This is a genomic window from Paenibacillus sp. FSL R7-0204 (genome assembly GCF_038002225.1).
Classification (GTDB): Bacteria; Bacillota; Bacilli; order Paenibacillales; family Paenibacillaceae; genus Paenibacillus_AQ.
The window spans coordinates 4,742,039-4,760,484 of record NZ_JBBOCA010000001.1 but is presented as its reverse complement, the minus strand read 5'-3'; the positions used below and the strand labels follow the sequence as shown (position 1 = coordinate 4,760,484).

The 18,446-nt window shown below is 52.7% G+C and carries 23 protein-coding genes; 17 read left to right on the top strand and 6 right to left on the bottom strand.

What is annotated here, in order from left to right:
• Positions 1-32: 32 nt before the first annotated feature.
• From MKX42_RS21160 to MKX42_RS21150, 3 genes are all read left to right on the top strand, one after another.
• A complete protein-coding gene (locus tag MKX42_RS21160) occupies positions 33-854 on the top strand; it encodes an AraC family transcriptional regulator (protein WP_340754340.1) in 822 nt (273 codons plus the stop codon).
• A gap of 99 nt (positions 855-953) precedes the next feature.
• Complete coding sequence (locus MKX42_RS21155; protein WP_340754338.1) at positions 954-1,484, top strand: GNAT family N-acetyltransferase; 531 nt, start codon at positions 954-956, stop codon at positions 1,482-1,484.
• 74 nt (positions 1,485-1,558) lie between these two features.
• On the top strand, positions 1,559-2,464 hold the full coding sequence (locus MKX42_RS21150; RefSeq protein WP_340754336.1) for a hypothetical protein: 906 nt from the start codon (positions 1,559-1,561) through the stop codon (positions 2,462-2,464).
• A 126-nt stretch (positions 2,465-2,590) separates the two neighbouring features.
• On the opposite strand, the gene thiD is transcribed toward MKX42_RS21150, so the two are convergent.
• Positions 2,591-3,403 (bottom strand): bifunctional hydroxymethylpyrimidine kinase/phosphomethylpyrimidine kinase, encoded by an 813-nt coding sequence (gene thiD / locus MKX42_RS21145; RefSeq protein ID WP_340754334.1) that lies wholly within the window; start codon positions 3,401-3,403, stop codon positions 2,591-2,593.
• 184 nt (positions 3,404-3,587) lie between these two features.
• Between thiD and MKX42_RS21140 the strand changes: the two genes are divergently transcribed.
• On the top strand, positions 3,588-4,685 hold the full coding sequence (locus MKX42_RS21140) for a glycosyltransferase family 2 protein (RefSeq protein ID WP_340754332.1): 1,098 nt from the start codon (positions 3,588-3,590) through the stop codon (positions 4,683-4,685).
• Between the two features lie 50 nt (positions 4,686-4,735).
• On the opposite strand, the gene MKX42_RS21135 is transcribed toward MKX42_RS21140, so the two are convergent.
• Complete coding sequence (locus tag MKX42_RS21135; RefSeq protein WP_340754330.1) at positions 4,736-5,500, bottom strand: SGNH/GDSL hydrolase family protein; 765 nt, start codon at positions 5,498-5,500, stop codon at positions 4,736-4,738.
• Positions 5,501-5,681: 181 nt separating this feature from the next.
• Here MKX42_RS21135 and MKX42_RS21130 point away from each other — a divergent pair, with 181 nt between their 5' ends.
• Positions 5,682-6,086: a hypothetical protein gene (locus tag MKX42_RS21130; RefSeq protein WP_340754326.1), complete on the top strand. Its 405-nt coding sequence runs from the start codon at positions 5,682-5,684 to the stop codon at positions 6,084-6,086.
• A gap of 130 nt (positions 6,087-6,216) precedes the next feature.
• Here the strand turns inward: MKX42_RS21130 and MKX42_RS21125 are convergent, their stop codons facing one another.
• On the bottom strand, positions 6,217-7,299 hold the full coding sequence (locus tag MKX42_RS21125) for a glycosyltransferase family 4 protein (protein ID WP_340754324.1): 1,083 nt from the start codon (positions 7,297-7,299) through the stop codon (positions 6,217-6,219).
• 126 nt (positions 7,300-7,425) lie between these two features.
• On the bottom strand, positions 7,426-8,265 hold the full coding sequence (locus MKX42_RS21120) for a sugar phosphate isomerase/epimerase family protein (protein WP_340754322.1): 840 nt from the start codon (positions 8,263-8,265) through the stop codon (positions 7,426-7,428).
• A gap of 96 nt (positions 8,266-8,361) precedes the next feature.
• Between MKX42_RS21120 and MKX42_RS21115 the strand changes: the two genes are divergently transcribed.
• Complete coding sequence (locus MKX42_RS21115) at positions 8,362-9,324, top strand: acetylxylan esterase (RefSeq protein WP_340754320.1); 963 nt, start codon at positions 8,362-8,364, stop codon at positions 9,322-9,324.
• Positions 9,325-9,435: 111 nt separating this feature from the next.
• The gene (locus MKX42_RS21110; protein WP_340754318.1) at positions 9,436-9,810 is read left to right on the top strand and encodes a YkvA family protein; all 375 of its coding nucleotides are present in this window, start codon (positions 9,436-9,438) and stop codon (positions 9,808-9,810) included.
• Between the two features lie 60 nt (positions 9,811-9,870).
• Here MKX42_RS21110 and MKX42_RS21105 read toward each other — a convergent pair whose 3' ends face one another.
• Positions 9,871-10,257: a winged helix-turn-helix transcriptional regulator gene (locus MKX42_RS21105; protein WP_340754317.1), complete on the bottom strand. Its 387-nt coding sequence runs from the start codon at positions 10,255-10,257 to the stop codon at positions 9,871-9,873.
• 150 nt (positions 10,258-10,407) lie between these two features.
• Here MKX42_RS21105 and MKX42_RS21100 point away from each other — a divergent pair, with 150 nt between their 5' ends.
• The 3 genes from MKX42_RS21100 (at position 10,408) to MKX42_RS21090 (ending at position 12,405) form a co-directional block, all read left to right on the top strand.
• Positions 10,408-11,094, top strand: coding sequence for an NAD(P)H-dependent oxidoreductase (locus MKX42_RS21100; protein ID WP_340754315.1), 687 nt, complete (start codon positions 10,408-10,410; stop codon positions 11,092-11,094).
• A gap of 208 nt (positions 11,095-11,302) precedes the next feature.
• Entirely contained in the window at positions 11,303-11,719 is a 417-nt protein-coding gene (locus tag MKX42_RS21095; RefSeq protein ID WP_340754313.1) for a CidA/LrgA family protein, read from the top strand.
• Positions 11,716-12,405 carry an LrgB family protein gene (locus MKX42_RS21090; protein ID WP_340754311.1) on the top strand — a complete coding sequence of 230 codons (690 nt, stop codon included), beginning with the start codon at positions 11,716-11,718 and terminating at the stop codon, positions 12,403-12,405. Before MKX42_RS21095 ends, MKX42_RS21090 begins: the two co-directional genes overlap by 4 nt.
• Before the next feature lie 19 nt (positions 12,406-12,424).
• Here MKX42_RS21090 and arfA read toward each other — a convergent pair whose 3' ends face one another.
• Entirely contained in the window at positions 12,425-13,933 is a 1,509-nt protein-coding gene (gene arfA, locus MKX42_RS21085; RefSeq protein WP_340754309.1) for an arabinosylfuranosidase ArfA, read from the bottom strand.
• A 151-nt stretch (positions 13,934-14,084) separates the two neighbouring features.
• Between arfA and MKX42_RS21080 the strand changes: the two genes are divergently transcribed.
• The 7 genes from MKX42_RS21080 to MKX42_RS21050 all read left to right on the top strand — a co-directional run bounded on the left by MKX42_RS21080 (position 14,085) and on the right by MKX42_RS21050 (position 18,441).
• On the top strand, positions 14,085-14,987 hold the full coding sequence (locus MKX42_RS21080) for an ArsR/SmtB family transcription factor (protein ID WP_340754307.1): 903 nt from the start codon (positions 14,085-14,087) through the stop codon (positions 14,985-14,987).
• Positions 14,988-15,131: 144 nt separating this feature from the next.
• Positions 15,132-15,305, top strand: a complete 174-nt coding sequence (locus MKX42_RS21075; protein ID WP_340754305.1) for a hypothetical protein — start codon at positions 15,132-15,134, stop codon at positions 15,303-15,305.
• A 202-nt stretch (positions 15,306-15,507) separates the two neighbouring features.
• Positions 15,508-16,095, top strand: coding sequence for a putative ABC transporter permease (locus MKX42_RS21070; protein WP_340754303.1), 588 nt, complete (start codon positions 15,508-15,510; stop codon positions 16,093-16,095).
• A 214-nt stretch (positions 16,096-16,309) separates the two neighbouring features.
• Positions 16,310-16,573, top strand: coding sequence for a hypothetical protein (locus MKX42_RS21065; protein WP_340754301.1), 264 nt, complete (start codon positions 16,310-16,312; stop codon positions 16,571-16,573).
• Between the two features lie 55 nt (positions 16,574-16,628).
• Complete coding sequence (locus tag MKX42_RS21060) at positions 16,629-17,105, top strand: NUDIX domain-containing protein (RefSeq protein WP_340754299.1); 477 nt, start codon at positions 16,629-16,631, stop codon at positions 17,103-17,105.
• A 34-nt stretch (positions 17,106-17,139) separates the two neighbouring features.
• Positions 17,140-17,529: a ribosomal maturation YjgA family protein gene (locus tag MKX42_RS21055; RefSeq protein ID WP_340754297.1), complete on the top strand. Its 390-nt coding sequence runs from the start codon at positions 17,140-17,142 to the stop codon at positions 17,527-17,529.
• A 120-nt stretch (positions 17,530-17,649) separates the two neighbouring features.
• Complete coding sequence (locus tag MKX42_RS21050; protein ID WP_340754296.1) at positions 17,650-18,441, top strand: lipid II flippase Amj family protein; 792 nt, start codon at positions 17,650-17,652, stop codon at positions 18,439-18,441.
• Positions 18,442-18,446: the final 5 nt, after the last annotated feature.

Here is an 18,446-nt window from a genome sequence, read left to right as displayed (position 1 = left end):
TTAAAGCGAGATGCATCTGGAAGGAGACCGCTATGGATAGCACGATGATCTTTTGCGAGATGGAAGATATGCTTCTGCTGCCGCTGTATGCCACGACCATCGGGTATTGGGAGCATCAGGGGGAGATGGCCCGGCCTGCGGGATTCCCGGATTATCAGCTGCACCAGGTCCTCGGCGGGAAGGGTGAAGTCAATATCAAGGGCAAGTCCTACCTTGCAGGGGCGGGCGACCTGTTCTGTCTCTACCCCGATGTTCCCCATTCCTATACCCCGCTTAGCCGGGAGTGGGAGCTGGCCTGGATCTCGTTCAACGGAAGAGAAGCAGCCCAGATGCTGCTCTACGCCGGAATCCGCGAGTCCGGGGTCGGACGTCTGCGGGCAGAGCCCATACTTGCACCGCTGGAAGAGATGCTAACCCTCTCCTCGGGCAATGAGCTGCAGGACAATCTGGAGCGTTCCAAGCTGCTGTATGGACTGCTGCTGGATCTGAAGCGCAGCCTGCTTCCGGCCTCGAATGAGGACAACGAGCTTGCTCGGATGAAGCCGGTGCTGCAATATATCGAGCTTCACCTGCACCGCCCGTTGCTGCTGAAGGAGCTGGCCGAGGTAGCGTCAGTCTCGCCGCAGTACCTGTGCCGGCTGTTCCAGCGGACCGTCCGTGAACGGCCGGTAGCTTACATTAACAAGCAGCGGGTCAACCGGAGCAAGCAGCTGATGTTCAGCAGCCGGGGGCAGCGGATCTATGAAATCGCCCAGCGCGCAGGCTTTGAGAATGTCAGCTATTTCTGCGCTGTGTTCAAACGCATTACCGGCATGCAGCCGGAAGAGTGGAGAGGACTGCACGGACTGGACTAGAGACTGCTATAATTAGAGACAGCGCATTTATACATCTGGATCATCATCCGGGCTTACGCCCACCGAATTCAAAAAACAAAAGAGAGGAGGGATATTATAGTGATCCTGGGACAAAGCAGAGGTTATCAGATCCGGTTAATGGATGAGCCGGCGGCCAGAGAGATTGTCAACTGGAGGTACGAGCTGCCATATACCCTGTACAATATGATGGATGCGGCTGATGCCGCAGAGGATATCGAGGAGCTGCTGGATGGCTCTTATTTTAGTGTAACAGCTGCTGATGGAGCGTTGATCGGTTTCTTCTGTTACGGTCAGAACGCGCAGGTGGGGGAAGGGATAGAGAGCGGACTCTACCTCGATGGAACGGCCCTCGATATCGGCTTAGGGCTAAGACCGGATCTGACCGGGCAGGGCCATGGACTGGCTTTCCTGCAGGCGGGGATGAGGTTTGCAGAGCAGACGTATGACGCGAAGCGCTTCAGATTGTCGGTGGCAGCGTTTAACCTGAGGGCAGTCCGCTTGTATAAGAAGGCAGGCTTCGTCCTTTTACATAGCTTCGTGTATCAACACGGGGAGAGCGAAATGGAGTTTCTGCTGATGGAGACCCCGGACATGGCAGCCCGCCTATAGTGCGAGTGGAGAATACAGGGTGAAGTCTGTTAATATAGAATTATGGCATCATCCATATCAAAGGAGAATTCAATGTGAACGAGAACCTGAAGCAAGCGTATGTGCAGTTAGGATTACCTGAAACCGTAACCAGAGAGGAACTGAACAAGCGGTTCGATATGCTCCTGAAGCGAAGACGCGCCCTGACCACAGAGGAAGAGATAGCAGCCTACGAAGCCGATTTCCGGGCGTACAAGCTGATTCTTGATACCTGGGATGAGCAGGAGATCCAGAAGGCCGAAGATGATCGGCTTGCCAAGTATGGACGTTTCTCCGGTACAGCGAGCAAGTGGGAGACCTTCATGCGGCTTTACAAAACACATGTGATCCTCGGCATTATCGGGCTGCTGGTGGTGATTTTTGGCGGGAAGGCTCTCTATGACAATTACCAGCATAGACAATATCTAGCTTCCTTGCCGCCCGTGGATGCGAAGATTATGTTCATCGGCAGCTTCGGTGTCACGGATACGAGCGGCAAGACCGAGGAGCTGGAGAAGGCAATCATCGCGGCTTACCCGCAGTGGAAACGGGTGGAGACGGTGATGACTTATCTGCCCAGAACGGGCGACGGCTCCGATTCACTGGACATGAATTATATGCAAAAGGCAGTCGTGGAGCTGGCGGCGAACCGACCGGATATCCTCGTTCTGGATGAGGCCACTGTCAAGTGGATCGGCGGCCAGACCGGATTCCAGAATCTGGAGGCAATCACAGCGGACGGGAAGCTTGCTGCGGACGATACACGCATGCAGTGGGGAGTCAATGAGGACACGGGTAAGAATGAGCTGTACGGTGTGGATATTCTTAAATCTCCGTTCATCTCGGAGCTGCCTATCAATTATAATGCGAAATCCATCATTATCGGTGTCCTGAATGACAAGGACAAGGATAAGATGCTGGAGTTCGTGAAGCATATTGCGGAGGAACCGCCCGTCAAGTAAGCCGGAATTGGATCTGGATTCTTTTTGAAAAAACAACAAAAACCTCTCTTCCATGGCTGGTTACAGCGACCTGGAAGAGAGGTTTTTGTCTGCTGGTTGTTAGCTTGCTTGATTATACGTTCAGCCTTACTGCTCCAGACGGTAGCCCCCGTGGAATACAGGACCGACATATTCATTGAAAGCATATCCGTTACGGATGGCGGCAGAGACGAAATCCTTCGCCTTCACCACAGCATCCTTCACCGACAAGCCGTTAGCCAGTCCGCCGGTAATCGCTGCGGCGAAGGTGCAGCCGGCGCCATGGTTATGGGCAGGCTCGATCTTTGCAGTCTCCAGGACAAGGTATTCGCTGCCGTCGTAGAAGATATCAATCGCCTTGTCTCCGCCCAGCGCCTTGCCGCCCTTGACGACAACATTCCGGGTGCCGAGCTGATGGATCAAGCGGGCAGCTTCCTTCATCTGGTCAAGGGTAGTCAGCTTGCCGAGACCGGAGAGTACTCCGGCTTCGAACAGATTCGGAGTAGCCACCGTAGCCAGCGGCAGCAGCAGATCGCGGATGGCATCCGCACTCTCCGGGTTCAGTACTTCATCCTCGCCTTTGCATACCATAACCGGATCGATCACGACATTGGTCTGCTTGTTGCTCTTCAGGGCCTGTTCAGCAACCTTAACAATCTCCACACTGCCGAGCATCCCGGTCTTCATGGCATCCACAGGACCGCCGGCGAAGATCGTCTTGAGCTGTTCGGCAACGATGGCAGCATCGACAGGGTATACATTATGATGCCAGCCCCGGTCAGGGTCCATTGTTACAATTGTAGTCAGGGCACTAAGGCCGTAAGTGCCGTATTCCTCAAAGGTTTTGAGGTCTGCCTGAATGCCTGCGCCTCCGCTGGAGTCACTGCCGGCAATGGTTAATGTCTTAATGATTTTTGACAAAGGTAACGTCCCCTTCTTGTATATGAATAGTATGCTGCTTATTATAACAAAAATCATCGGCTTAGTCCGCAAAAAAAGTATAAGCTCCAAAATCGCACCGCAGCCTTGGGTGAGAGCAAGGGTTTGCCGGTTGCTGCACTGCATATCATGGTAGTCTAGTGGATTCTTTATTCAGGAGGCTGCCATGATTGAGATCAGTTTATGCATGATTGTCCGCAATGAGGAGAAGAGCCTGCCCCGCTGCCTGGCTTCTGTGGAAGGGCTGGTCGATGAGATCGTCATTGTCGATACGGGATCGGCAGACCGCACCAAGGAGATTGCCGGTGCCTTTGGAGCCGCGATTTATGATTTTACCTGGACTGAGGATTTCTCCGCTGCCCGTAATCACGCCTTCAGCAAGGCGACCCGGGATTATATTTTCTGGCTGGATGCGGATGACTATCTGAGAGAAGAGGATCAGGCGCTGTTCAGGGAGCTGAAGTCTTCGCTGCCGGAACAAGTGGACAGTGTGAATATGCAGTATAATCTCGCTTTTGACGGGGAGGGGAGGGTGACGGCCTCCTTGCGGCGCAACCGGCTGGTCCGCCGGGCGTGCGGGTTCCGCTGGATCGGTCCGGTGCATGAATATCTGGAGGTGTACGGCCCGTCGCTGGCAAGTGCCGTCTGTGTGACCCATGAGAAGGATAAAGCGTACACGGACCGTAATCTGCGGATCTACCGCAAACGGGAAGCGGAAGGGGAGAGCTTCTCTGCACGCGATCAATATTATTTCGCTAATGAGCTGCGTGACCACGGAATTCACAGGGAGGCCTGCCGGTATTATGAGTTGTTCCTCAGCGGCGGGCAGGGTTGGATTGAAGACAATATTCAGGCCTGCCTGCGGCTGGCTGAATGCCTGGAAGCGCTGGGGGACAAGGAAGCGGCCTTCACTGCGGTCACCCGTACGCTGCAATATGATGCCCCGCGTGCCGAGGGCTGCTGCCGGCTGGGAACCTGGCATCTGGAGAAGGGCCAGCTTCACCCGGCAATCTACTGGTTTGAGCTTGCCCTTCAGCTGCCCGGACAGGCGGAATCTATGGCGATGAAGAATGAAGCCTTCGCCACCTGGATTCCGAATCTGCAGCTTGCGCTCTGTTATGACCGGCTGGGGCAGCATGAACGGGCCAACCGGTATAATGAGACTGCGCTGCTTCATTCCCCCGGCCATCCCAGCATGCTGTATAACCGGAATTACTTCCAGAAGCTTCTGGGCGACAAGTATGTCTCCTTGCAGCAGCTCTGAACACCAATAAGCGCTCCCCCCGCCGAGGCTGGGGGAGCGCTTATTATTGTCTAAGGATGTCCAGGCATTGCCGCAGGCTCCAGCAGCAGCTGAGGTTCACTCGTGCGGATGAATTCCAGCACCTTGTCATAGATAATCCGGTGGCCGTCCCGGTTAGGGTGGATGCCGTCCCGGCAGATGAACTTAGTGTAATCCGGCTGCTGCAGGAAGGCGCCCCGGACATCAATAATCTTCGTCTTGGTGCTCTCGGCGACCTTGAGGATAGCGGAGTTATAACGCTCCTGCCACCAGTAGATCTTGGTGACGCTGCCGAGGAATTTCATAATGTTCACTTCGGAATCGGGATTGTTGCCGCTGACCCACTTGAAGTAGTTGTCCGCATTCAGCGGTGGCAGACTCATCAGGATTGGCGTAATCCCCTGATTGTTCAGGAAATGAATCATATCCACCAGCATCCCCTCGAAGGCCGGGAAATCCGTCTTGGGACTATGTTCTGCCTCAGGATTGCTCGCAATCTCACTCCAGTGGTAGTCACAGTCATTGCCGCCGTATTCAATCAGCACCACATCCGGCTTCTCCTTCAGTACATCGCGCTTCAGATTGCCGAAGCCCTTCATCAGCGTATTGCCGAATCTGGCTGTGTTGCGCATAGCTCCCTTAAGCTTGCCCTGAAGCATAGAGACATAATTATCCTCCAGAATGACATATTTGCTTCGGGTCTCGTCATACACAACGCCCTTGGAGATAGAATCCCCGCTGACCATATATTTGAACTGAGACCCATTGGGCTCGTCGTGCTCCTCATTCCTGTTCATGCTCCCGCCTCCGATAACCCTAGTGTATATACAATCAGTGTAAACCATACGTGCAGCCGTGCCTATGTATAGATGTCATGGTTTCTTAAGGGGGCTGTAATCACCTGTTGTTAGTCCAGTCAGCAGACTGAATTCCCCATAGAATAATGGAGAGTGAATTTGTTACCAGGAGGCCATGTTGATGACGCAAATCATTGATTTCAGCAGAAGTGCAATTAACAGCTTCAGTCAATCGATCACTATACCTGTTCCCCTGTCCCCTTCCAGCTATACGCTGACCGAATTCGGGCTTGCCACCTTACAAGGCGGGAGTGTCCTGCTCAATGCCACGGTCGGTGTTCAGACTACACTGGGCAATCCCAATCTGTTGCTCACCATCCTACGTTCGGGAACACCCGTGTTTACCCTGATGGCAACGGCGTCCGGCGGGCAGCGATATGATCCGCTAAGTCTCTCCTATGTGGATTTTAACTTTCCACCAGGGTATTTCACTTATACGTTGACGATTTCACAAGTGAATTCCTCTACGCTGAATTCAGCCAATCTGATAGGTCCTATAGATTTCTCGGGACTCTCCCTGGTGTAAGCCATGACGTTGTCTGCCCTCAGTTGTAGAGGGGAGGGAATGACTAATTCGTAATAAAAAAAACAGGTCCTGCCGCTTCCTCCAAGCCGGGCCTGTTTTGCTTTCTATCATCTTCATTCTTCGGAACTGCCTACCCGTTCTCTGCAAAAGGGCGTCCAACGCGTGTTTTCCCCGCACCGTTCCCGCTTAAAAAGGCGGCAGCCGTCCGCTCCAGGATTTTAACACTGTTCTCCCAGGTCCATGATTTTGAATCGGTCTCACCGCGTGAGGCAATCCGGCTCCGGAGTCCGGGATCTTGAATAAGCCGCATCACATCCGCCGCCAGCCGGTTCTCATACCGGTAGGACAACAGGCAGTTCTCCTCATGGCGGGCATACTCCAGATTTCCTCCCGAATAGACGGAGACTAACGCCGCCCCGCATCGCATCGCCTCAAGTCCTGGCAATGAACCGGTGTCGAAAATACTAGAGCTGACAAAAATATCAGCACCGTTATAGTGATAGCATAGCTCCTCGTCATTGAGCGGGGTGAAGAAGCGGTATTTGCCGCTGTCCATCATACTTCTCAGCGAATCGGAGGTAAAGCATTCATCCGGCGGACTGATGAAATTAATGTTGACCCACGGGAAGTGCTGCTTCACGATATCCAGCTGATTCACCAGGTAATCCTGCTCGCGGTGCCAGGAGAAGCCGTGCTCCACCTTGCGCAGGATCGCTGTTATGTTCAGCGGCTCCTGAAGCTCCTTGCGGATGTTCATGTTTCGGAATGATGCGCTGATCCCTACCGGCACAATGCTTCCGCTGATTCCGTGGCCCAGCCTAATCAACTCCTGCTGCCATCTCGAGAGGACAATGAGTTTGTCGGTAATGTGGTAGGAGGGGAAGGATATCTCGCTCTGCGGCAAAAAAAGAGGTTCATAGCACAGGGAGAGGCGGAGATGCATGCCTTTGCCGTTCAGGCTGGCTGCCTGTGAGGCCGGAACCGTAGTGTAGAAGTTGGAGACGATGATATCACTGACCGGAAAATCGGATTCACGGAGCAGCGTGTAGTCGGTAATCAGCAGAGTGGAACGGACGTCATAGGAAACATCCCCTCCCAGCGGCATGACAATCACAACCTGGTGGCCCCGGGCCGTAAGACCGTTCGTAAGCTCCACGAGCATGCGTTGCGCCCCGCCATGGCATAAGGTAAGAATGGGGAAAGTGAACCGCATCTGTGATCCCTTCCTTTCTGCACAATCGCCCTGCAAAAATGCGATAGGTATACTATTTTATTCAGTGAAAAGCGAAAAGTACCGCTAAGCGGTACTTTTGGAGGAAATGGGGTTATGGCAGGATGATCACGAATTGCGCAGGTTGCGCAGCTGGTTCACACAGTCTTGGATCTCCAGACTAGTGACATCCTCGAGCGAGACATCGATCATCGGCTTATGCGCCTCAAGCTTGTCCAGGAACTCAGCGGTGTGGAACAGCCCGGCTCCGGGAGCGCCGTGACGAATGCGTCCGCCGTCCTCATAGATTCCTTTGAGATGGGCGAGGATGATCCGGTCGCCGAACAGACTGAAGGATTGATCGACGATCTCATCCTGGAGATGGACCTCTTCACCGATCAGGTTGCACGGGTCAAATACGACACCGATGGAGCTGGAGGGTACCTCATCGAGGATGCGCCGCATTTTGGCCGGAGAGGACAGGGTATGGGTGCTGACGCCTTCAAGCCCTAAGAATACGCCCCACTTCTCCGCCTCCTCTGCCAGTTCCTCGACCGTTGCCTTAAGGGCATCCCAGCCGAGCTCCTCATAGCGGTAAGGGTCGAGCTCCTGGAAGGTCGAAAGTGCTCCCGTCTCCGTGGCGACCATAGGGGCACCGAACAGGCGGGCATATCGCAGATGCTCCTTGAAGCGGTCAATCTCCGCCCGGCGGACCGCAGGATCGGGGTGAATGGGATTAATATAGCAACCAAGCACGCCAATGCGGATACCAGCCCTGTCGAATTGCTCAGCGATATAGGAAGCTAGTCCGGGACTCAGCTTGCCCGGGGAGAGGTCGATATCCTGTATGGCTTTGGACAGAGCGAGCTGTACGAAATCAATATTGTAGGTCTGAAGAGCGGCAGTCAATTCCTTAAGCGGCAGGCAGCCGGCAGTATGCGCCAACGTTCCGTAACGAATAATAAACAACTCCTTTGGAATTCTATGAATTTATATCTATAATATTAATGACGCTTACATAGACATGCAAGGTTAAAGAGCGCATAGAGCACAGGAGGAATAGAGATGAATACAATAGAAGTGCGTAAGCAAGAGCTTGAGAACTGCCGTCCAGAGCCTACATTGGACCGGGAGACGGTTGATGAATTCTGGAATGAGCTGCTCTCAGAAGATGAGGAGCAGCCGCTGGAGGTGACCCTCACTCCTGAAGAGACCCCGTATCCGGGCATGAAGGTGAGCAAGGTCAGCTACATGAGCTACGGGGAGACTACGATCAATGCCTGGTATATCCAGCCTGCCGGTGTTACAGAGGACACGGGGGACCGGCCGTGTATTGTGACTTTTCCAGGTTACACCGGAGACCGGGGATATCCCGAACGTTACGCACATTTCTTGCTGCTTGGATACACTGTCCTGGCTGTAGATGTACGTGGACAGCTAGGGGAGACCGGCAATCTGCTGCCTCAGGAGCATGGCGTAGTCAAAGGCTGGATCAGCCAGGGGCTGCTGGAGAAGGAGCAATCCTATTATCTGGCGTTAGCTATAGATACGGTCCGGTCTATCGAGACGGCAGCGCAGCTGCCCGGGGTTGATCCGGCACGCATTGTGATTACAGGAGCCAGTCAGGGCGGGGGAATCGCGCTCTTGGCAGGGGCGCTCAGCCGCCGCGTGGCTGCGGTAGCCGCAGACATTCCTAATCTGTGCCGGCTGGATTTCGGAGTGCTGAATTCCACCAGCTCACTTACTGAGATTGCGGATTACCTGAAGCGCTATCCGGAGCATCTGGAGCGTGTGCTGGGGAACCTGGCCTTTTTCGACATCGTCAATCTGGCTCACCGCTTCACCATCCCTGTTCAGATGTCCGTAGGCTGGAAGGATACAGTATGTATGCCAGAGACGATCTATGCCGCTTATAACCGGATAGAGTCGCCTAAGGAGATTAAGGATTATCCGTTCTCCGGGCATGAGGTGAGCGAATTCCAGCGCAGACAGACGGCACTGTTCTTCCAGGAGCATCTGGGCTCCTGAGTGAAGCGTTCTAAGCCACAGTGATTAGCAGCGAGGGAATGGTGTGAAGATATAGTAAGAGTTGGCGCGAAGCCATGTATAGGCAGTCTAATCACCGGGAGGGAATTACGGATGGACAATCAGACAGGTAAGCTGCCGGCGGGAGTATTGGTGGAGAGCTTTGAGTATGACAAGAAGAATGAGGAGCTTGTGAAGAAGAGCTTCTGGAGCAAAACTAAGAAAGCCGCTGGTAAAATCCCCTTCACCAGAGAAGCGATAGCCATGTACTACTGTGCTATGGATGCCAAAACACCGCTATGGGCGAAAGGGATTGCCTTTGGAGCGCTGGCTTATTTCATTTCCCCGATCGATGCCATTCCCGATGCGCTGATCGGTCTGGGCTTCACAGATGATGCTGCCGTCATGGCTGCGGGTATCCGGGCCATTGCCGGACAGGTCAAAGAGGAGCATAAACAGAAGGCGGAGAAGTTTTTTGAGAATCCGTGAATTGGGGAATGATTGAACAAGGATGCGGCGGTCTGCTGCATCCTTGTTCTGCGTCTTCGCCTATACTCCGGCATCAAGCGGGCGGCTGTCTGAAGTCTGCTGCTTCGCCTGGTACTCCAGACCCCAATCTCTCATCAGCTTGATGATCGGAATCAGAGACCGGCCGAAATCAGTCAAGGAGTACTCGACCTTCGGCGGCACCTGATGATAGACCTCACGGTGTACAACACCATCCTCCTCCAGCTCGCGGAGCTGCAGGGTCAGCATGCGCTGGGTGATGCCGGGGCAGATACGGCGGAATTCATTGAACCGGACTGTGGAATCCATCATATGGTACAAGAGCACCCCCTTCCATTTGCCGCCGATAACATCAAGGGTGAATTCTACAGGACAAGCAGGGCCCTTGCCGTCCGGGCAAGTGCCGAAACCGCCTTTACGGTCGCGCATCACTGAACACGCTCCTTAGTATCATTTTGTATACTACATCACAAAAATGTGCGTACTTCTAAATGTGTTGTATATCCATTACTATAGGCATGGGAACAGGAAAACGTCAATTCCTTATCATGAACGGTACACAGAAAGGGAGTATGGAGGATGGAGAACACAAGCACAGCAACTCAAATGACGAAAGAGCAAATTTTGGCGGCCTATGAGTACAGACATGCGACCAAAGAATTCGACAGCAGCAGAAAGATTAGCGGGGAGGATTTCGGCTTCATTCTGGAGACGGGACGCCTGTCACCGAGTTCGTTCGGCTTCGAGCCCTGGAAGTTTGTAGTGGTCCAGAATCCGGAGCTCCGGCAGAAGCTGCTGCCATACGCCTGGGGAGCTCAGAAGCAGCTTCCGACCGCAAGCCATTTCGTGCTTATTCTGGCCAGACAGCCGCGTGATCTGGCAGCTGACTCGGAATATATTCAGAGTATGATGTCAGAGGTGCAGAAGCTGCCGGTTCAGATTGCAGAGGGCAAGCAGCGGGTCTTCGGCGCATTCCTGAAAAACGATTTCGGCCTGGCTGGCAATGAGCGGGCGATCTTCGAGTGGGGGGCGCGTCAGACGTATCTGCCCCTTGGCAATATGATGACCGCAGCCGCGCTGATCGGCGTCGATTCCTGTCCGATTGAAGGCTTCGATAAGCTGAAGATGGAGCAGCTTCTGGTTGATGAGGGGATTATGGACCCTGAACATTTCGGGCTGGCCTGCATGGTAGCCTTCGGCTACCGGACCGGCGAGCCGCGTGCCAAGACCCGGCGGACCGCTTCCCAGGTGATAGAGTGGATCTAGGAATCTAAATAATGAGAATGTAATAAGAAACGGATGCTGCCCCTCAGGGCGTCATCCGTTTTTTTCGATAAACGTTATGAAAGTACATAGAAGAGTCGAAAACTTATTGAAAATTTGCTGAAAATTCTGCTACTCTTAGGAGGTCAACTTGCTGCCGGTAAGCAGCTGCTTAAGATCGTCATTTCAAGATTGAAGGGATTCCTGCATTATGAAAATCATCCGCATTATCGCCGAGGTCGGCCTGCTGTATGTGTTCTTCCTGGCCGGAGACTATTTGCAAGAACTTCTTCATTTGCCAATTCCAGGAAGTATCGTGGGACTGTTGCTGCTGTTCGTCCTGCTGCTGCTTAAGATTGTGCCCGTGAAGCTGATCGAGAACGGCTCGTCCTTTATACTGGCGTATCTGCCTATGTTCTTCATCCCGGCCACCGCAGGCATTATGAACCATCTGGATATCTTCAGCGGAAGAGGACTGCTCCTGATAGGTATTCTTGTCATCAGCAGTGTGCTGACCATGGTTGTTACAGCACATTCCAGCCAGTGGATTGCTGCCCGCAGCGTCAAACGCTTAACACGCCGGACGTACCGTGCCCGTAATCTCCACGGGAAGGGGAAGGAAGCATGAGAATTCTGCTGGCTGCCAGCTTCGTGCTGATGAACGTGGTGATCTATCTGGTCATGTCCATGCTGTACAGACGCTACCGTCTTCCTGTCCTGCTGCCTGCACTGACGGCAACATTCACGGTTGTTGTGCTGCTCATGGGCTTCCATATCTCTTATGAGACTTATATGATCGGCGGCGACTGGATTAACCGCCTGCTGGGACCAGCGGTAGTATCGCTGGCTTATCCCTTATACAAACAGCGGCATGTCTTGTGGAAGAACCTTCCCGCCATTCTCGGCGGAACGGTCACCGGACTTATGGTCGGAATGTTCAGCGGACTGCTGATGGCAGCCGGACTCGGCTTCTCCAAGCTGTATGTGCTGTCCATTCTGCCCAAGTCGATTACCACCGCTGTAGCGATCCAGATCTCCAGCAATCTCGGCGGAGATTCATCGCTGACCTCCGTGTTCGTGATGGTTGCCGGCTTCACCGGAGCTATCGGCGGCCCCTATATTATCAAGCTGTTCAGAATCCGCAGCGAGTCGGGGATCGGCATTGGCCTGGGCACAGCTTCCCATGCCCTCGGCACAGCCAAAGCGCTGGAATACGGCGAGGAGTCAGTGTCCATGAGCTCAGTAGCCATGACCGTATGCGCTATTGTCGGCTCCATCGCCGGACCGCTAGTCGCATGGGTCATGTACCATTAAGCTTGCATGCCTTAAGTAATCAGCCGTTCACACGCAGCCGGATTACGTTCCAGGAAGCAGCCGGAAGCATTGCGCTCACCCGGCCGCCGTCTGCGGCTGCCGTTCCCCGGTTGTGCGGAAGCACATTCGACGGGTTGGAGCGGGTATTGGCCGCCTGAAGATCCTCATGCTCAAGAACCGTGTGCTGAATAACCTCTACAGCGCCGAAGCTCCGCAGATCAACCGCCAGCTCCATGTCTTCGCTCAGATGGCGGTTCACTGCAAACACAGTAACCTCGTTCAGTTCCTCGTTATATACACTGACCGCTTCCAGATAAGGAACGTCGGTGAAATCCTTGGAATCATATTTCGCACTTGTAATCAGCGGGTGAAGCACCGTTCCCCGGCCGTAGATGGAGGCATGCATGTAAGGATAATAAGTGGTCTGCAGCCAGAGCGGTCCGCCATCCTCCGTCATAATTGGTGCAATGACATTAATGAGCTGGGCGATACAAGCCATCTTGACCCGGTCTGCATGCTTGAGCAGGCTGATCAGGCAGCAGCCCACCACCAGCGCATCCTCCAGGGTATAGACATCCTCGAATTCAGGCGGTGCAATCTGCCAGTGCTGCTCGGCACGGCTAGAGCCCTGCGACTTCCACACATTCCATTCATCGAGGGAGAGATAAATCTTTTTCTTGCTTTTCTTCTTAGCCTTGATATAATCACATACTGCTGCTACGCTGTCGATGAACTGATCCATATCAAGCGATTGGGCCAGGAAGTTCGCTGTGTCTCCATCATTGTTATTGTAGTAAGTGTGCAGTGAGAGGAAATCGACATTATCGTAAGTGAGATCCAGAACTGTAGCTTCCCATTCGGCAAAAGTACTCATGTTGCTGCCCGAGCTGCCGCAGGCGACAAGCTCCAGGGAAGGGTCCACCCAGCGCATCGCTTTGGCGGTCTCATTGGCGAGTCTTCCGTATTCGACCGCAGTCTTGGCTCCGATCTGCCATGGACCGTCCATTTCATTGCCCAGACACCAGGTGCGGAAATTGTGCGGAGCCTTGTAACCATGGGAGATCCGCAGGTCACTCCAGTAAGAGCCGGAGGGATGGTTGCAGTACTCGACCAGATTCCTCGCAGCATCGATCCCGCGGGTGCCGAGGTTCACTGCCATCATCACTTCAGAACCGGCCAGCTTGGCCCAATCGGCGAATTCATTCGTGCCTACCTGGTTAGTCTCTGTAACCCACCAGGCAAGTTCAAGAGAGCGCTTCCGTTCCTCTTTGGGTCCAACGCCGTCTTCCCAGTTATAGCCGGATACGAAGTTGCCTCCCGGATAACGGATGATCGGTACGCGTAGTGCCTTAATGGCCTGGAGGGCATCGCCGCGGAATCCGTTCGCATCAGCGGTAGGATGTCCCGGCTCATAGATTCCGCCATACACGGCCCGGCCCAAATGTTCAATGAAGGAACCGTACAGCCTTGGATCTACCTCGGCCAGCTTAAAGTCTTTGTCGACAATCATCTTGGATTGAATGCTCATAGTTAGAAGCTCCTTTGTGTTAGATTAATGAAATAGCTAATCGTTCAAGCCCGTTTATGATTACATGATACGAATTACGGGGTATACTAAGCAATAACTAATTTTAGGATTAATATAATAACTAATTCAAAGAGCGCGGAGGGCCACGCCGATGTATTTAACCACAGATTCCGAATCGCTGAAGGTCTATGAAGCACTTGCCAGCGAAGTGCGGCTGCGGATTATCGATCTGCTTAGCAACGAGGAGATGCATATCAAGGAGATTGCAGGCAGGCTGTATCTCAGCAGCGCCATTGTCAGCTCGCATGTAGCGAAGCTGCAGAAGGCCGGCATCGTCAGCTCCCAGATGAAGCGGATCGACGGGGGGACTTATAAATTTTGCTCACTTTCCGCGAATTTCTTGCAGATTAAATTATCCGGGGCCAAAGGAATTGCCCGCAAGGTGGTCGAGGTCTCTGTCCCTGTCGGGCATTACACCGATCTGGAAGCTTCACCGACCTGCGGCATTGCCACCACCGAGAAGCTGATCGGGTATTATGACGACCCGCGTTATTTCCTGGACCCGCAGCGGGTGGATGCCGGCATTCTCTGGTTCGCCAAAGGATACGCGGAATATAAGGTTCCAAATTATCTGTTCATGGATCAGACGGTGCAGGAGATTGAGATTTCAATGGAGATCGGCTCGGAGGCGCCGAGTGTGAACGAGAAGTGGCCTTCGGATATTTCTTTTATGATGAATGGCATTTCGCTTGGCAAATGGACCAGTCCCGGTGACTTTGGCGTAATGAGAGGCCGGCTGACCCCCGCCTGGTGGAAATCGGATGTGAACCAGTACGGGCTGCTGAAGGTGCTCAGAATTAATGCAGGGGGATCTTATATAGACGGCCAGCAGATATCGGCAGTGACCATTAATCAGGTGGGCTGGCAGCAGGATCAGTGGAGCTTCAGGTTCACGGCAGAAGACACCACCCGAAGGCGGGGCGGCTTAACGTTATTCGGGCGCGGCTTCGGGAATTATGAGCAGGACATTGTATTTCGTGTGTATTATGAGTAAGCGGGACCTGTCCGCCGAATGGCAAGTGGAAAAGACAAGGAATAAATAGCTTTGTTCAGATGGGATGTTTGCAAAAGGGGTCCGCGGGTAACTATAACTAAGTAATCCAAATCGCGTACAACTTGCATACAAGGAGGAATTCACATGTCGGATCAATCCCATAATGAAGCAGACATCCGCAACAAGGAGAATAAAGACGGGGATTCACTCGCAGAACGCAAAAAGATGGAGAATGGTGTGGATATTGAACCGGAAGCCGATGATTGGGAAGCCAAACCGGCCGAAACGGCCCATCCTGACCCGCTGCCTAAGAATTAAGGTAAATAGGGCAATAGGGTATAAGACAAATGCACGTAGCAGACTGTTCCTCACGGAGCAGTCTTTTTTTCTTTCTGGCATAGGAATCAACAGGGTCAGCCATGCGCAGATCCGCCAGATATTCCCGTCATAATGTCCCGTTCTTGGAGACATACTAGCTCCAATTGGAAAATAGTTGGGACCGGAGGCGGGAATAACTACGATGACACCGTTACTTTTACAGCATAGTTACAGTGTAGTGGCTGCGGCAAGTCCCTATCTGTTCTATTTCACTGTATACTCGTTTCTGGGGTGGATCCTTGAAGGCAGCTATAACCTCTACAGCACGGGGACCTTTCGGAAAGAAGGCTTCCTCAAAGGGCCATTTAAGCCCATGTATGGCTTCGCACCGCTGCTGCTGCTGGCGGCACATGAAATTAGGCTTCCCTTTCCATTATTCCTGCTGCTTGCGCTGATTGTCCCTTCTACGGTTGAGTTTGTCAGCGGCTGGCTGCTTAAGGGGATCTTTCGTAGACAATGGTGGGATTATTCAGGGATGCCGTTTCAGCTGCAAGGGCATATCTGCCTGAAATTCTCGCTGTATTGGTGGGGACTGTCAGTGGCTTGTATCTTCGGCTTGCAACCGCTCGTACACTTCCTGTATCTGCAGATGGAGCGGGTATGGATGCCTATACTGCCCATCGCCCTGCTAGTATTCACAGTGGATCTGCTGTGGACCTTCCGCACCCGCCGCCGCGGGCTGCAACTGCTGGATCATTTGTTGGAGCCACCGGAGCTTGGCGAAGGCTAAGGAATTAGTGACGAACGTGAATACAAAAAAACAAAAAAAACCAAAGATATCTCCGGCGTATGTCTGGAGGTATTTTTGGGTTGCATGGCTTTTTGTTTCGTAACAGTTTTTATTCACTTGCATCACAATTGTGCGTCAGACAAGGAATATCATACAACCATGTCAAATATAGTGCTAACCCGGTTTATTCATTAACCGTGGAGCGGGAGGGCACATGAACAACTTTTTCAGCAAATACAGCCGGGGTATTATTATTCTTGAAACGCTACTTATTGCAGTACTCTCACTATTGCTGATACGGGAAGTCAACAAACCAGTCCCTTTGGTCAGGGACCAGCAGGACTTGATTACGCATTTTGATCAGCTGGATTTGGACAGAATTACAGAAATGATACATAGATTTAAGCTGACGGATTGTGAGAATCAGCCGAATGATTTCGTGGTTCATCCGGTTTCTTTCCGCAAGGATGAGCTATAGGCTGGAATTAAGAAGGATATAGGGACTAATTGAATTCAAGTCAGGAGGAAGCTTCATGTCAATGTCTGAGTATTACCGGGAACTACGGGGCAAGGCGGGCAACGGGCTGTTAATGATGCCGTCCGTAGCAGCTGTAGTAAGGGATGAACAGGATCGGATTCTGCTGATCCGCAAAAAGGATGAGACCTTATGGGGTCTGCCTGCCGGAGCGGTTGAACCTGGAGAGACCCCGTCCAGGGCGCTGCGCAGAGAGGTGTTCGAAGAGAGCGGCTTAATGGTTACGCCTGAACAGATTATCGGCGTCTTCGGCGGTGAGAAATTCAGATATGAATATAGTAATGGAGATCAGGTAGAGTACACGGTTATTGTATTTGAATGTGTCATTGTTAAAGGTCAGCTCAGGAGCCTGGACGGAGAAGCGGAGGAGCTGAGATTCTTCAAGGAAGATGAACTGCCGGGGCTGACAATCCCTTATCCTCCGAAGCTGTTCGTGCGGGATGGTGCTGCATCGCGCAAGGTTATATGGGAATGAAGAATGTATTTAATTAATGAAGGAGTAGTTACGATTGCGGATTTTGAATTTACAATCCAGAATGATCTACTGCGGCGCAGTACTCCTGTCCGTCTTGCTGGGTCTTGGGACCAGGGCATACGGGAACTCGCTGCCGCACTTTGTCAGCGAACACTTTGGGGATGCAATCTGGGCAGGGATGATCTACCTTGCTTCCCGTGTGCTGCTGATCCGGCATCCGCTATGGATGTCGCTGGTCCTTAGCCTGTGCTTCAGCTTCGGAATTGAGTTCAGCCAGCTCTATCAGGCAGAGTGGATTCTGCATGTTCGTGCTACAACCCTTGGCAGCTTGATTCTCGGCCACGGCTTTCTCTGGATGGATCTGGTCCGGTATACAGCCGGAATTCTGTTCTGCTGGACGGTGGACCAAATCTTACAAAATTGATTCTGGATTATATAGGAAGAAGAATATATATTAAGTGAGGCGATCCGGTCTGTAATAATCTGGAACAAGCATGCCGGTCATCTGCCGAATGCTGCTTAATATGGAGATGAGTAACCGTAAATGACGAACAGCTTATTAGTGGTATGTCTGTTGACACTGATTATTCATACGGCGGAGACCTTGTCGTATTCGGTGCGGTTTGCCGGAGTGAAGCTGAACAAGATCGCCATCGCTTTATCCCTGACTGGAATTATCGTGCTGGTCTCCAGAACCGCAAATATGGTACAAGGTCCCTTAACGGCGAAGTTCGTAGATTATGCCAAAGCTGACGACAGCTTCCCGCTGCTCAACTATCTGCGGATTATTATGCTGGCCTCTTCACTGGGGACATTGATCGCTATCGCCTTGTTCCCGACCTTCGTAGGACTATTCGCAAGAGTGATTTCCAAGCTTGAGATCGAAGGCTCCATCCCTAAGCTTCTGACGAGTGTAACGGTCAGCCAGCTCAAGAATACGCGCAAATATATCCGCAGACCGAAGGTCAGGCTGAGCAGCTTCCGTTATCTTGGAATTCCCAAGCGCTTTATCGTGATGAATGTCTTCGTGACGGCCTTCTACACGGTTGGCGTATTATCCTCGATGTATGCGGCCAAGCTGCTGCCGGAATTCAGCACCACTGCTTCCCAGGCATCCGGACTGATTAACGGGATAGCAACGATACTGCTGACGGTGTTCATCGATCCGCAGCTGGGAATCATCACCCATAAGGCAACGGAGAATGTGGAATACCGTGACCAGCTCGGGAAGATCTATGTACTCTTGATGGGCTCGCGCTTCCTGGGATCTCTGCTGGGCCAAGCCCTGCTGGTACCGGGAGCCTTCATTATCACCTGGCTGGTGAAGCTGCTCTGACCCTC